The 13,985-nt window shown below is 50.0% G+C and carries 14 protein-coding genes; 10 read left to right on the top strand and 4 right to left on the bottom strand.

The window, feature by feature from the left end:
* Positions 1 to 8 precede the first annotated feature (8 nt).
* Positions 9 to 257 (top strand): hydrogenase maturation factor HybG, encoded by a 249-nt coding sequence (gene hybG / locus A1SC_RS09695; RefSeq protein WP_000334894.1) that lies wholly within the window; start codon positions 9 to 11, stop codon positions 255 to 257.
* 157 nt (positions 258 to 414) lie between these two features.
* Here the strand turns inward: hybG and yghU are convergent, their stop codons facing one another.
* Positions 415 to 1,281, bottom strand: a complete 867-nt coding sequence (yghU, locus tag A1SC_RS09700; protein WP_000131798.1) for a glutathione-dependent disulfide-bond oxidoreductase — start codon at positions 1,279 to 1,281, stop codon at positions 415 to 417.
* A gap of 204 nt (positions 1,282 to 1,485) precedes the next feature.
* Here yghU and gss point away from each other — a divergent pair, with 204 nt between their 5' ends.
* Together gss and pitB are read left to right on the top strand one after the other, a co-directional pair.
* Positions 1,486 to 3,345 carry a bifunctional glutathionylspermidine amidase/synthase gene (gene gss, locus A1SC_RS09705; protein ID WP_001517098.1) on the top strand — a complete coding sequence of 620 codons (1,860 nt, stop codon included), beginning with the start codon at positions 1,486 to 1,488 and terminating at the stop codon, positions 3,343 to 3,345.
* 301 nt (positions 3,346 to 3,646) lie between these two features.
* Complete coding sequence (gene pitB / locus A1SC_RS09710; protein ID WP_000933317.1) at positions 3,647 to 5,146, top strand: inorganic phosphate transporter PitB; 1,500 nt, start codon at positions 3,647 to 3,649, stop codon at positions 5,144 to 5,146.
* 48 nt (positions 5,147 to 5,194) lie between these two features.
* Here the strand turns inward: pitB and A1SC_RS09715 are convergent, their stop codons facing one another.
* A complete protein-coding gene (locus A1SC_RS09715; protein ID WP_016249209.1) occupies positions 5,195 to 5,887 on the bottom strand; it encodes a dTMP kinase in 693 nt (230 codons plus the stop codon).
* Between the two features lie 173 nt (positions 5,888 to 6,060).
* Here A1SC_RS09715 and A1SC_RS09720 point away from each other — a divergent pair, with 173 nt between their 5' ends.
* Genes A1SC_RS09720 through lptG form a run of 7 tightly spaced genes read left to right on the top strand, consistent with a single transcriptional unit; the run spans position 6,061 to position 12,529 of the window.
* On the top strand, positions 6,061 to 6,774 hold the full coding sequence (locus A1SC_RS09720; protein ID WP_072274938.1) for a dTMP kinase: 714 nt from the start codon (positions 6,061 to 6,063) through the stop codon (positions 6,772 to 6,774).
* A gap of 31 nt (positions 6,775 to 6,805) precedes the next feature.
* Positions 6,806 to 7,564, top strand: a complete 759-nt coding sequence (locus A1SC_RS09725) for a nucleoside/nucleotide kinase family protein (protein WP_000339328.1) — start codon at positions 6,806 to 6,808, stop codon at positions 7,562 to 7,564.
* Between the two features lie 45 nt (positions 7,565 to 7,609).
* Positions 7,610 to 8,959, top strand: a complete 1,350-nt coding sequence (locus A1SC_RS09730) for a lipopolysaccharide biosynthesis protein (RefSeq protein WP_000896902.1) — start codon at positions 7,610 to 7,612, stop codon at positions 8,957 to 8,959.
* On the top strand, positions 8,959 to 9,783 hold the full coding sequence (locus tag A1SC_RS09735) for a hypothetical protein (RefSeq protein ID WP_016262549.1): 825 nt from the start codon (positions 8,959 to 8,961) through the stop codon (positions 9,781 to 9,783). Before A1SC_RS09730 ends, A1SC_RS09735 begins: the two co-directional genes overlap by 1 nt.
* Positions 9,784 to 9,794: 11 nt before the next feature.
* Positions 9,795 to 10,352, top strand: a complete 558-nt coding sequence (locus A1SC_RS09740; protein ID WP_000952663.1) for a YtfJ family protein — start codon at positions 9,795 to 9,797, stop codon at positions 10,350 to 10,352.
* A gap of 30 nt (positions 10,353 to 10,382) precedes the next feature.
* Positions 10,383 to 11,453 carry an LPS export ABC transporter permease LptF gene (gene lptF, locus A1SC_RS09745; protein WP_000779618.1) on the top strand — a complete coding sequence of 357 codons (1,071 nt, stop codon included), beginning with the start codon at positions 10,383 to 10,385 and terminating at the stop codon, positions 11,451 to 11,453.
* Positions 11,450 to 12,529, top strand: a complete 1,080-nt coding sequence (gene lptG / locus A1SC_RS09750; protein ID WP_016249208.1) for an LPS export ABC transporter permease LptG — start codon at positions 11,450 to 11,452, stop codon at positions 12,527 to 12,529. Before lptF ends, lptG begins: the two co-directional genes overlap by 4 nt.
* Before the next feature lie 34 nt (positions 12,530 to 12,563).
* Here the strand turns inward: lptG and spt are convergent, their stop codons facing one another.
* Together spt and A1SC_RS09760 are read right to left on the bottom strand one after the other, a co-directional pair.
* Entirely contained in the window at positions 12,564 to 13,736 is a 1,173-nt protein-coding gene (spt, locus tag A1SC_RS09755; protein ID WP_000524948.1) for a serine palmitoyltransferase, read from the bottom strand.
* Complete coding sequence (locus tag A1SC_RS09760) at positions 13,736 to 13,984, bottom strand: acyl carrier protein (protein WP_000248105.1); 249 nt, start codon at positions 13,982 to 13,984, stop codon at positions 13,736 to 13,738. Before A1SC_RS09760 ends, spt begins: the two co-directional genes overlap by 1 nt.
* Position 13,985 lies beyond the last annotated feature (1 nt).

Genomic DNA, 13,985 nt, shown 5'->3' with positions numbered 1-13,985 from the left:
AGTTAACAATGTGTATTGGCGTTCCTGGCCAGGTGCTGGCCGTCGGTGAAGATATTCACCAACTTGCGCAGGTTGAAGTTTGTGGTATCAAGCGCGACGTGAATATCGCCCTGATTTGCGAAGGCAATCCGGCTGATTTGCTGGGCCAGTGGGTGCTGGTGCACGTCGGGTTTGCCATGAGCATCATCGATGAAGATGAAGCCAAAGCCACATTAGACGCGCTGCGCAATATGGATTACGACATTACCAGCGCGTGATAATTAAAGTCGGATGCTTTCGTAGGCCTGATAAGACGCGCGAGCGTCGCATCAGGCATTGTGCCTGATTGCCTGATTGCCTGATTGCCGGATGTGGCGTGAACGCCTTATCCGGCCTACATCGGTCTGGAGGGCTTGCTGCGACGAACGCTAACCATTACCCCTGACGCTTATCTTCTGTATTTGTCTCGAAATCACTGGCGTCATGGCGCTCATGCAACTGCTCATTCAGCGGTCCGTTGGTGCGGTTAACAATACGCCCACGCTTCACCGCCGGACGTTCACCCACTTCTTTCGCCCAGCGTTGCACGTGTTTATAACTACCCGCATCAAGAAACTCTGCGGCATCATACACGCCGCCTAACACCACGTTGCCAAACCACGGCCAGATTGCCATATCAGCAATGGTGTACTCATCGCCCGCCACAAACTTATGCTGTGCCAGTTGCTTATCCAGCACGTCGAGCAGACGCTTGGCTTCCATAGTAAAGCGGTTAATGGCGTACTCAATTTTCACCGGCGCGTAATGGTAAAAGTGACCAAAACCACCACCGAGGAACGGCGCAGCACCCTGTAACCAGAACAGCCAGTTCAACGTTTCAGTGCGCTTCGCCAGATCCTGCGGCAGGAAGTAGCCAAATTTCTCCGCCAGATAAAGCAGAATCGAACCTGACTCAAACACGCGGATCGGCGGATTATGCGTATGATCGCGCAGTGCCGGGATTTTCGAGTTCGGGTTCACTTCGACAAAACCGCTGGAGAATTGATCGCCATCGCCAATGCGAATCAGCCAGGCATCGTACTCTGCGCCGGTGACGCCCAGCGCCAGCAGCTCTTCGAGCATAATCGTTACTTTCTGACCGTTTGGCGTACCCAGCGAATAAAGTTGCAACGGGTGCTTGCCAACAGGCAGCGTTTTTTCATGCGTCGGACCAGAAACCGGGCGATTGATATTGGCGAACGCGCCGCCAGCAGATTTATCCCACGTCCAGACTTTCGCGGGCTGATAAGTATTGTCTGTCATACTGAATTGCCTTCTGAGTGGTAGTGTTGAAGCAGTGTAGCAGCTCGCTTGCTGTACAGATTGTGAATTTTTTAACCCTTTGCACCAGCCGCTGCGTTGAGGTGTATGATAAGTCAGACCTCTGTCCGGTTAATGTCGCTGAGCAGGTAATCAGAGCACAACAATTACGCCAACTGCTTAGGTTGTATTGTTAAAGGTAAAGTGATGAGCAAAGGAACGACCAGCCAGGATGCCCCGTTCGGGACATTATTGGGCTACGCCCCCGGTGGTGTAGCAATCTACTCTTCAGATTACAGTTCTCTCGATCCGCAGGAATACGAAGATGACGCCGTATTCCGTAGCTATATCGACGATGAATATATGGGCCACAAATGGCAATGTGTTGAATTTGCTCGCCGTTTTCTCTTTTTGAATTACGGTGTGGTCTTCACCGATGTGGGCATGGCGTGGGAGATTTTCTCATTGCGCTTCCTGCGTGAAGTGGTTAACGACAACATCCTGCCATTGCAGGCATTTCCTAACGGCTCGCCGCGTGCGCCGGTCGCAGGAGCGCTTCTTATTTGGGATAAGGGCGGTGAATTTAAAGACACCGGCCATGTCGCCATCATTACCCAATTACGCGGCAATAAAGTCCGTATTGCGGAACAGAACGTGATTCATTCTCCATTGCCGCAAGGGCAACAGTGGACGCGTGAGCTGGAAATGGTGGTCGAAAACGGCTGCTATACCCTGAAAGACACCTTCGATGACACCACCATCCTGGGCTGGATGATCCAGACAGAAGATACCGAACACAGTTTACCGCAGCCGGAAATTGCAGGTGATTTGTTGAAAATCAGCGGGGCGCGGCTGGAAAACAAAGGCCAGTTTGACGGCAAATGGCTGGATGAAAAAGATCCGCTACAAAACGCCTACGTGCAGGCGAACGGTCAAGTGATCAATCAGGATCCGTATCATTATTACACCATTACCGAGAGTGCCGAGCAGGAGCTGATTAAAGCCACCAACGAGCTGCACCTGATGTATCTCCACGCCACCGACAAGGTGCTGAAAGATGACAATCTGCTGGCGCTGTTCGACATTCCGAAAATCCTCTGGCCGCGTTTGCGTCTCTCCTGGCAGCGTCGCCGTCACCATATGATCACCGGTCGTATGGATTTCTGCATGGATGAGCGCGGCCTGAAAGTCTATGAATACAACGCCGATTCTGCCTCCTGTCATACTGAAGCGGGCTTGATCCTCGAACGTTGGGCGGAGCAAGGCTATAAAGGCAACGGCTTCAATCCGGCTGAAGGGCTGATTAACGAACTGGCTGGTGCCTGGAAACACAGTCGTGCACGTCCGTTTGTCCATATCATGCAGGACAAAGATATCGAGGAGAACTATCACGCGCAGTTTATGGAGCAGGCGCTGCAACAGGCGGGCTTTGAAACGCGTATCTTGCGCGGGTTAGACGAGCTGCGCTGGGATGCTGCCGGGCAACTGATTGATGGGGAAGGGCGACTGGTTAACTGCGTGTGGAAAACCTGGGCATGGGAAACCGCGTTTGATCAGATTCGCGAAGTCAGCGACCGTGAGTTTGCTGCGGTGCCGATCCGTACCGGCCATCCGCAAAATGAAGTGCGCCTGATAGACGTTCTGCTGCGTCCGGAAGTACTGGTCTTTGAGCCGCTGTGGACGGTGATCCCTGGCAACAAAGCGATTCTGCCGATCCTCTGGTCGTTGTTCCCGCACCATCGCTACCTGCTGGATACCGATTTCACCGTTAATGATGAGCTGGTGAAAACCGGTTACGCCGTGAAGCCGATTGCCGGTCGCTGTGGCAGCAATATCGACCTCGTCAGCCATCATGAAGAGGTGTTGGACAAAACCAGCGGTAAATTTGCCGAGCAGAAAAACATTTACCAGCAGTTGTGGTGTCTGCCAAAAGTGGACGGTAAATACATTCAGGTATGTACCTTCACTGTTGGCGGTAACTACGGTGGGACTTGCTTGCGCGGAGATGAATCACTGGTCATCAAGAAAGAGAGTGATATTGAACCGTTAATTGTGGTGAAAGAGTAATAAACTTTGCCATAAACCGCACTGATTATGGAAATAACCAGTGCGGAAAATTGTTTGTGTAATAATCAAAACATTTATCGGGTAGATTTATTTAGATTAATGAATTCATAATATAAATATATTGGGGGTTGAAATTCTTTGTCATGAATTCTTTCCGTGATTTCTGAATGGTGACTTATTCCCTGATCCTAAAGAAATAACATTGTTTTTATCACTAAAAAGCGATATTTCACTTTGCCCATGCCATTAAAGTCACTGATAATGCGTTCGTTCGTAAATTCAAAATGGCGTAATCTAATATATGCTAAATTTATTTGTTGGCCTTGATGTATATACGGGGCTTTTGTTATTACTTGCTCTGGCGTTTGTGTTGTTCTATGAAGCAATTAATGGTTTTCATGACACAGCGAATGCGGTCGCAACCGTTATTTATACCCGTGCCATGCAGCCACAACTTGCTGTGGTGATGGCAGCATTTTTTAACTTTTTTGGTGTATTGCTTGGCGGACTTAGCGTCGCCTATGCCATCGTCCATATGTTGCCAACCGATTTGTTGCTGAATATGGGGTCAACTCATGGTCTGGCGATGGTCTTTTCCATGCTGCTGGCGGCGATTATCTGGAATCTGGGAACATGGTTCTTTGGTTTACCGGCCTCCAGTTCGCACACCTTGATTGGCGCTATTATCGGCATTGGTTTAACCAACGCGCTGTTAACCGGCTCATCGGTGATGGATGCGTTAAACCTGCGTGAAGTGACCAAGATTTTCTCCTCGCTGATTGTCTCCCCTATCGTCGGTCTTGTCATTGCGGGAGGGTTGATTTTCCTGCTGCGCCGTTTCTGGAGCGGAACGAAAAAGCGTGACCGTATTCACCGCATTCCTGAAGATCGCAAAAAGAAAAAAGGTAAACGTAAGCCGCCATTCTGGACGCGCATTGCACTGATTGTTTCCGCTGCGGGCGTAGCGTTTTCGCACGGCGCGAACGACGGACAGAAGGGGATCGGCCTGGTGATGCTGGTTCTGGTGGGAATTGCGCCCGCCGGGTTTGTCGTCAATATGAATGCTTCCGGCTATGAAATTACCCGTACTCGCGATGCAGTGACCAACTTCGAACACTATCTGCAACAGCATCCGGAACTGCCGCAGAAATTGATTGCGATGGAACCCCCGTTGCCTGCGGCATCAACTGAAGGCACGCAAGCGACGGAGTTCCACTGTCATCCAGCAAATACTTTTGATGCGATTGCTCGTGTCAAAACGATGCTGCCGGGCAATATGGAAAGCTACGAGCCGTTAAACGTAAGTCAACGCAGTCAGTTGCGGCGCATTATGCTTTGCATCTCTGATACTTCCGCGAAGCTGGCGAAACTGCCAGGCGTTAGCAAAGAAGACCAGAACCTGCTGAAAAAACTGCGCAGCGATATGTTAAGCACCATTGAGTACGCTCCGGTGTGGATTATCATGGCGGTAGCACTGGCGCTCGGTATCGGCACCATGATTGGCTGGCGTCGTGTGGCGATGACCATCGGCGAGAAAATTGGTAAGCGTGGCATGACGTATGCGCAAGGCATGGCGGCGCAAATGACGGCGGCAGTGTCTATCGGTCTTGCCAGTTACATCGGTATGCCTGTTTCCACAACGCACGTACTCTCTTCTGCGGTGGCGGGGACGATGGTAGTGGATGGCGGTGGGTTACAGCGTAAAACGGTAACCAGTATCCTGATGGCCTGGGTGTTTACCTTACCGGCGGCAATTTTTCTGTCTGGTAGTCTGTACTGGATAGCATTGCAGCTTATTTAACCTTCCTGATAATGCCCGCTCCCTGCGATCGGGCATTATCACTTCTGACTAGTGATAACCTCGTGCCGTCATAAAATCCCTAATCGCTTTTTCCGCATCAATCAGCACCTGCTCCAGCGGCTGATTGGCATCGATATCAACCAGTTGTGCACCGCCAAAGGTTAACTGCGGCGTTATGGCTATCTTCCTTTCCAGCGATTCCCTTTTGTGGTCGGGTTTACGCGCGCAGGCAACGTCCAGATCGACATTGAGTTTGATGACCAGATCAGGCTTATGGCTCGCCATCCAGTGAAACGCCTTACGTTCCTGACTTGCCAGCCATGAGACAAAACGACCGCCTTCAACGTTAGGCGGGAATACCGTACCATCGTAAGCGCCAGGAATTTGGTCTTGCGGATAACGGTCGGTTAAAACAATTAACCCGCGACGACGACAGGCAAGCATATGGCGAAAGCGTAGTAAGCGACGGGCGACAAATGCTGTAATTACCAGCGCCGGAACGGGACCCGGTAATTTTTTCGCCGTTTTCACTTTATTGCGTTCAATAGATTTATTAAGTGATTTCCCCATTAAGGGCAATTTGACTACTGCTCGCCCCACATTCCCTGCTTGTTTCCCGAGATGAACTCTTTCTGCGGCACCATATTTTTCGACAACGGTAATGAGATGTTCACACACCGTTGACTTGCCTGAACCATCACTGCCGATAACGGCAATTAACGGAGGGGTTATTGATTGCATGAATATATCCTTAAATTTAAATACCCACCCAAAATATTTATTTGGTTAATATGTTTTTATGAAAGCGTAATTCAGGGTAATACCACAATTAACCATTGTCACAATAAGGTTGAACGGATATTCTGAGCACGGGCCACGTAATATTCAATACATTATTTGCTGCCGGGTTTTTCGTGAATCAACGTAATATGTCAATAATTAATTCCACGCCAGTGCGCGTTATTGCCATTGTGGGATGTGATGGTTCGGGTAAATCGACCCTCACGGCAAGCCTGGTGAATGAACTGGCAGCAAAAATGCCAACAGAACACATTTATCTCGGGCAATCGTCCGGGCGAATTGGTGAGTGGATTTCACAGCTCCCCATTATTGGTGCACCTTTTGGCCGTTATTTGCGAGGCAAAGCGGCACATGTGCATGAAAAGCCTTCAACGCCGCCCGGTAATATTACCGCGCTGGTTATTTATTTGCTTTCTTGCTGGCGGGCGTACAAGTTTCGCAAAATGTTGCGCAAAAGCCAGCAAGGCTATCTGCTCATTACAGATCGCTACCCGCAGGTTGAAGTGCCGGGTTTTCGCTTTGATGGCCCGCAACTGGCAAAAACTACTGGCGGTAACGGCTGGATAAAAATGTTAAGGCAGCGCGAACTGAAACTATACCAGTGGATGGCGTCTTATTTACCTGTGTTATTGATTCGTCTTGCTATTGATGAACAGACGGCGTTTTCGCGTAAGCCCGACCATCAACTGGCGGCGTTACAGGAAAAAATCGCCGTCACGCCACAACTGACGTTCAATGGCGCAAAGATCCTTGAACTGGATGGGCGACAACCCGCCGATGAAGTCCTGCAAGTGTCACTACGCTCAATTCACGCCGCGCTTTCCTGATCACCAAAATGGATAAGGGATGATTTAACGAATGGATGCACTACACACGCAAACTGCTAATAGTACAACTGCGCCGCAGCCCAACTACATTCCAGGGCTGATTGCGGTGGTCGGGTGTGATGGCACGGGGAAATCCACGCTGACCACCGATCTGGTGAAATCACTGCAACAGCACTGGCAAACCGAGCGCCGCTATCTGGGGCTGCTCTCGGGCGAAGACGGCGACAAAATTAAACGCTTACCGTTTGTTGGTGTCTGGCTGGAGCGGAGACTGGCGGCAAAATCCTCCAAAACCCAAAGTATGAAAACCCAATCTCCGGCGCTTTGGGCGGCGGCGATTATGTATGGCTTTTCGCTGCGAAGAATGGCAAATCTGCGCAAAGTTCAGCGACTGGCGCAAAGTGGTGTTCTGGTGGTCAGCGATCGCTTTCCGCAGGCTGAAATTTCCGGTTTCTATTATGACGGTCCTGGGATTGGCGTCGAACGTGCGGCCGGGAAAATCAACATGTTCCTGGCGCAGCGTGAGCGGCAGTTATACCAACAAATGGCGCAATACCGCCCGGAATTAATCATTCGTCTGGGTATTGATATTGATACTGCTATCTCCCGCAAGCCTGACCATGACTATGCCGAGTTGCAGGACAAAATCGGTGTCATGTCGAAGATTGGCTATAACGGCACAAAAATTCTTGAGATTGATTCCAGAGCGCCCTACAGCGAAGTGCTGGAACAGGCACAGAAAGCGGTTTCTCTGGTTGCCATCGTTTCTGACCGCCGACGTTTAACTTAAGGCTGGCGGGCTGTTTTTCATTTTCAACGATAAGGTCTGGCTGAATTGGCGGGTTTTAACATCAAACATTGGTTTGCAGATGGCGCATTTCGCACCATTATTCGCAATAGCGCCTGGTTAGGCTCCAGCAATGTCGTGAGCGCTTTGCTGGGTTTACTGGCGCTTTCATGCGCAGGGAAAGGGATGACGCCAGCCATGTTTGGCGTACTGGTGATTGTGCAATCGTATGCCAAGTCGATCAGTGATTTTATTAAGTTTCAGACATGGCAGTTGGTAGTGCAGTATGGCACGCCAGCCTTAACCAATAATAATCCCCAACAATTTCGCAATGTTGTCTCTTTTTCCTTTTCGCTGGATATCGTCAGTGGTGCGGTGGCGATTGTCGGCGGCATTGCCTTGCTGCCATTTCTTTCTCACTCGTTAGGTCTGGATGAGCAAAGTTTTTGGCTGGCGGCGCTCTATTGCACGCTTATCCCCTCAATGGCTTCCTCCACGCCGACCGGCATTTTGCGCGCAGTGGATCGCTTCGACTTAATTGCGGTGCAGCAGGCGACGAAACCTTTTCTGCGTGCGGCGGGAAGCGTCATTGCCTGGTATTTTGACTTTGGTTTTGCGGGCTTCGTGATCGCCTGGTACGCCTCGAATCTGGTTGGTGGCACGATGTACTGGTGGTTTGCTGCGCGTGAACTGCGTCGTAGAAATATCCATAACGCCTTCAAATTAAATCTGTTTGAGTCTGCCAGACACATTAAAGGCGCCTGGAGTTTTGTCTGGTCAACCAACATTGCTCACTCCATCTGGTCGGCGCGTAACTCGTGCAGCACGGTGCTGGTGGGGATCGTGTTAGGGCCAGCGGCCGCCGGATTATTTAAAATCGCTATGACATTCTTTGACGCTGCCGGAACGCCCGCCAGTTTGCTGGGTAAGAGCTTTTACCCTGAAGTGATGCGTTTAGATCCTCGAACCACCAGACCGTGGTTGTTAGGCGTGAAGTCCGGCTTGCTGGCGGGCGGGATCGGCATTCTGGTTGCGCTTGCGGTGTTGATCGTTGGTAAACCACTTATTTCGCTGGTATTTGGCGTTAAATATCTCGAAGCATATGACCTGATTCAGGTCATGTTGGGCGCGATTGTTATTTCGATGCTGGGTTTCCCGCAGGAATCATTGCTGCTGATGGCGGGGAAACAACGCGCTTTTCTCGTGGCGCAAACCATCGCTTCAATCGGCTACATCGTGTTGCTGTTCATGTTCTGCCATCTGTTTGGCGTGCTGGGGGCGGCGTTTGCCTATTTCGGCGGTCAATGTCTGGATGTGGCGCTCTCATTAATTCCGACCTTAAAGGCGTTTTTTCAGCGCCATTCATTGCGTTATAACGCAGCCGGAGAGAAATCCTGATGATGAGAAAATATTTCCCGCTTGAGGCGAGCGAGCGTTTATTTGTTGCGGTTGAGGAAGATGATGTTATTGATGAGTGGGTCAGTTTACCATCGACAATTGCTTTGCGTTGTACTGCTGAAATCATTCAGGATAACTATGCGTTATGTCTGCAATTCTGGCTGAATGGTGTTAATCGTCAGGAGTTACTGCATTTAATCCGCAAACAGTCCAAAGGTGAGGAGCTTACGTCTGACGAGCGCAAACAGTTTAAATACATGCGAGCGCGCTACAAGCATCTACGTTTTGCCCAACGGTTGTATTTAAAAAAACACCGGGCGGGATTCTTATTCGGCAAAACGACGGTTTTTCTTGGGCGTTTTCAGGACGGTTTTCGTAACGGTAAGAAAAATATCGTGTCGTATTACGGAAACTTGTTACGTATTTATTTAAGCCCTCTTGTATGGTGGCTGGTGAGTTATTTATTACGCCATAGCCAGTTAGAAAGCGTGAACGGCTTTATCGCTTATCGCCAGAAGCAAATGCACATTCTGAAGGAGATTGTTGCCAAACCACAGCTTACAGGCAGGGAATTTCATGATGTGCGAAAAATCATCAGCCAGCAGGTTTCTTATTACGACACGTTAAGAGCGCTTGATCCTGAAAATAAAGAGGCGTTGCAGATTTCCCGCTTTCTCGCAGCCATTAATGGCCTGATGGGAGATAAGCACGACGACATGGTGGCGGACGATATGGAAAATCGCCAGTCGTATGATGCACCAGTGGCACTCGATAGCGATATTCGTCAGCGTTTAGAACTGCTGATTTCGCGTTTTCCGCTATAACCGGGGTAATGATGTTATCTCGTTTGATTGTCGCACTGATTATCATGCTCTTATTACCTGGTGCGCAGGCACACAATTTCGTCACAGGAAAACCGGTTCCCCCTGTTTATATCCAGGAAGGCGGTGAGTTGCTGCTTAATAACGAAGAGATTCACTACCAAAAGTGGAATAGCACGCAACTGGCGGGAAAAGTTCGTATTATCCAGTATATTGCCGGGCGAAAGTCGGCAAAGAAAAAGAACTCATTGCTAATCAAAGCAGTAGAAATAGCAAATTTCCCTCAGGATCGTTTTCAGCCCACCACCATAGTGAACACCGATGATGCCATCTTTGGCACCGGTTATTTCGTGGCAGGTAAAATTGAAAAAAATAAACGCCGCTATCCGTGGGCGCAATTTGTTATTGACGCCAATGGTCTGGGACGTCTTGCCTGGCAACTGCCGGAGCAGAGTTCAACCATTCTGGTGCTGAATAAATACGGGCAAATCCAGTGGGCAAAGGACGGTAGCTTGGTGCCGGAAGAAGTAGATCATGTTATTGCGTTAGCACATAAGCTGATCAATGAATAAAAAATTCAAAGGATTGAGGGCGTTAGTGAGATGAAGTTGGTTGAGCACTACATCATGCGTGGTACGCGCCGTCTGGTGCTGATTATCATCGGTTTTCTGATCTTTATTTTTGCCAGCTACTCCGCACAGCGTTATCTGACCGAAGCGGCAAATGGAACCTTAGCGCTTGATGTTGTACTGGATATCGTTTTCTACAAGGTGCTGATTGCACTGGAGATGTTATTACCGGTTGGCCTGTATGTGTCGGTTGGCGTGACGCTTGGGCAGATGTATACCGATTCAGAAATTACCGCTATCTCTGCGGCGGGAGGCAGTCCGGCGCGTTTGTACAAAGCCGTTCTTTACCTGGCGATACCGCTAAGTATTTTTGTCACTCTGTTGTCGATGTATGGCAGGCCGTGGGCTTATGCGCAGATTTATCAACTGGAGCAACAGTCGCAGTCGGAGCTGGATGTTCGCCAGTTGCGGGCAAAGAAATTTAACACTAACGATAACGGACGAATGATCCTCTCTCAGACGGTTGATCAAGATAATAACCGCCTGACCGATGCGCTGATTTATACTTCTACCGCCAATCGAACACGTATTTTCCGCGCCCGTTCGGTCGATGTGGTCGACCCATCACCCGAGAAACCTACCGTTATGTTGCATAACGGAACTGCCTATCTTCTCGATCATCAGGGCCGTGACGACAACGAACAGCTTTACCGTAATCTGCAATTACATCTGAATCCGCTGGATCAAAGCCCTAACGTCAAACGCAAAGCGAAATCGGTCACGGAACTGGCACACTCTGTCTTTCCTGCCGATCATGCTGAGCTGCAATGGCGACAAAGCCGTGGCCTGACGGCGTTGTTGATGGCACTGCTGGCTATTTCTTTAAGCCGGGTAAAACCGCGGCAGGGGCGATTTTCTACGTTACTGCCACTGACATTACTGTTTATTGCCATTTTTTATGGCGGCGACGTCTGCCGCACCCTGGTGGCTAACGGCGCGATTCCCCTCATTCCTGGTTTGTGGTTAGTGCCCGGACTCATGCTAATAGGTCTGTTGATGCTGGTTGCTCGCGACTTCTCTTTGCTGCAGAAATTTTCCCGATGAATGTTTTCAGTCGCTATTTAATCCGCCATCTCTTCCTCGGTTTTGCTGCCGCGGCCGGGCTACTGTTGCCGCTTTTTACCACCTTCAACCTGATTAACGAACTGGATGATGTCAGCCCTGGTGGTTATCGCTGGACTCAGGCGGTGCTGGTGGTACTGATGACCTTACCGCGCACACTGGTCGAGCTTGCACCATTTATCGCGTTATTGGGTGGGATTGTTGGCCTGGGGCAACTATCGAAAAACAGCGAACTTACCGCCATTCGTAGCACGGGGTTTTCTATTTTCCGTATTGCACTGGTGGCGCTGGTCGCCGGAATACTGTGGACTGTTTCGTTAGGCGCGATTGATGAGTGGGTTGCGTCGCCATTGCAGCAACAGGCACTGCAAATTAAATCTACCGCGGTAGCGTTGGGAGATGAGGATGATATTACCGGCAATATGCTGTGGGCCAGGCGCGGCAATGAATTTGTGACGGTGAAATCGCTGAATGAACTGGGTCAGCCTGTGGGCGTGGAGATATTTCATTACCGCGACGATCTCTCGCTCGAATCCTACATTTACGCACGCAGTGCCACCATTGAAAACGACAAAACGTGGATCCTGCACGGCGTGAATCACAAAAAATGGCTTAACGGTAAAGAAACGCAGGAAGCATTAGCCAATCTTGCCTGGCAATCGGCATTCACCAGTATGAATCTCGAAGAGTTATCGATGCCGGGGAATACTTTTTCTGTCCGTCAGCTCAACCATTACATCCATTATTTGCAGGAAACCGGACAACCGGGCAGCGAATACCGCCTTGCACTGTGGGAAAAGCTGGGGCAACCCATCTTAACTCTGGCGATGATTTTACTGGCTGTACCCTTTACCTTTAGCACTCCGCGCTCGCCGGGGATGGGCAGCCGTCTTGCTGTAGGCGTCATCGTTGGCTTGCTTACCTGGATCAGCTATCAAATCATGGTCAATCTGGGATTGCTATTTGCGTTGAGCGCGCCCGTTACCGCGCTCGGTTTACCGGTAGCGTTTGTGTTGGTAGCGTTGATTCTGGTGTATTGGTATGACAGGCAACATTAATCCAGCCGTGGCGTAACACCACGGCGGGCCAATATTACGACTTCAGGGTAGCAAATGCCTGAATGATGGTATCGATTTGCTCGCGGCTGTGAGCGGCGTTAACGCTACAGCGCAGCAGCGTAATACCCGCAGGTGCGGCAGGCGGCAGGATAAGATTCACATAAACGCCCAGCGAGATAAGCTCGCGCCAGATACGTAACCCTTCCTCTTTCGAACCGATTATCACTGGCACTACCGGGCTGATATGCGAGCTTAACTCATAACCCAACTTTTGTAGCCCGTCATACAGATGGTTGGCGTTATCCATCAGCTTTTGCCGCAGCTCTGGTTGTGTGGCAATGGTTTTTAACGACGAGCGCACGGTCGCAATGCAGGAAGGGGAAGGCGAGGCGGTAAAAATATACGGGCGGCTGCCGTAGCGCAGCACTTCCATCGCTTCCGAACCCACGGCAAAACCGCCAATGGAGGCCAGGCTTTTACTGAAGGTGCCGACGATAATATCCACATCGTCTTCAACGCCAACGGCTTCAACCAGTCCGCGGCCCGTTGCGCCTAATACGCCAAACGAATGCGCTTCATCGACAATCAAATAACCACCGAGGCGACGTTTGATATCAACGATTTCTGCCAGCGGTGCCACATCACCGAGCATACTGTAGATGCCCTCAACGATGATAATCGCCTCTTTTGCCCGTTCACCGAGGCGAACCATGCGACGCTCCAGATCGTTGGCGTCGTTATGGCGGAAACGAATAATTTCCGCACCGCCGAGAGAACAGGCGTCATAAATACTGGCGTGGCTGTCGGCATCGAGTAACACCACGGCGTTATGGTCGGCAAGTGCGCTGATGACACCTAAATTCGCGGTATAACCGGTTGAAAAAACGATAGCGGTAGGGCGATTGAAGAACTCTGCAATTTCTTTCTCTAATGCCAGATGCGGCGCATAACTGCCATTAGCCATACGAGAACCGGTGGTGCCGGTGCCTTGGGTCGCTAACGCCGCCTGACCTTCCGCAATGGCATCATGATTGAAGGTTAATCCGAGATAATTATTGGTCCCGGCCAGAATCACTTTTTTATTGCCGATACGGCCTTCGGTGGCGGAATACACTTCATCAATACAGGTGCCAAACGGCGTTAAACCGTTATCACTAAATTGCAGCCGCTCACCAGCAAGGCGCGCATATTTATCATAAAGCCCCATTATTTATTCTCCAGCCATGGAAGTAGAGTTTCCATTAATTGCGCAGGGGTTTTGACATCCAGCAGAATATTAATAGGAATGGAAATATCGAATCTGTCTTCCAGCATCATTAAGAGATCCATCACTTTGATCGACTCCAGGCCGAGATCGTTGACGAGATCGCTGTCGGGCTTAATTTCCACACCGTTTTCGACCAACTCCTGTAAACAGGAAAGGATGTAATCCATTACTATTTCACGATTTACCATA

Origin of the sequence: Escherichia sp. KTE52, assembly GCF_000408325.1 — a bacterium.
Taxonomy (GTDB): domain Bacteria; phylum Pseudomonadota; class Gammaproteobacteria; order Enterobacterales; family Enterobacteriaceae; genus Escherichia; species Escherichia marmotae.
The sequence above is the reverse complement of the archived record's forward strand: the minus strand, read 5'-3'. Positions and strand labels throughout refer to the sequence as shown.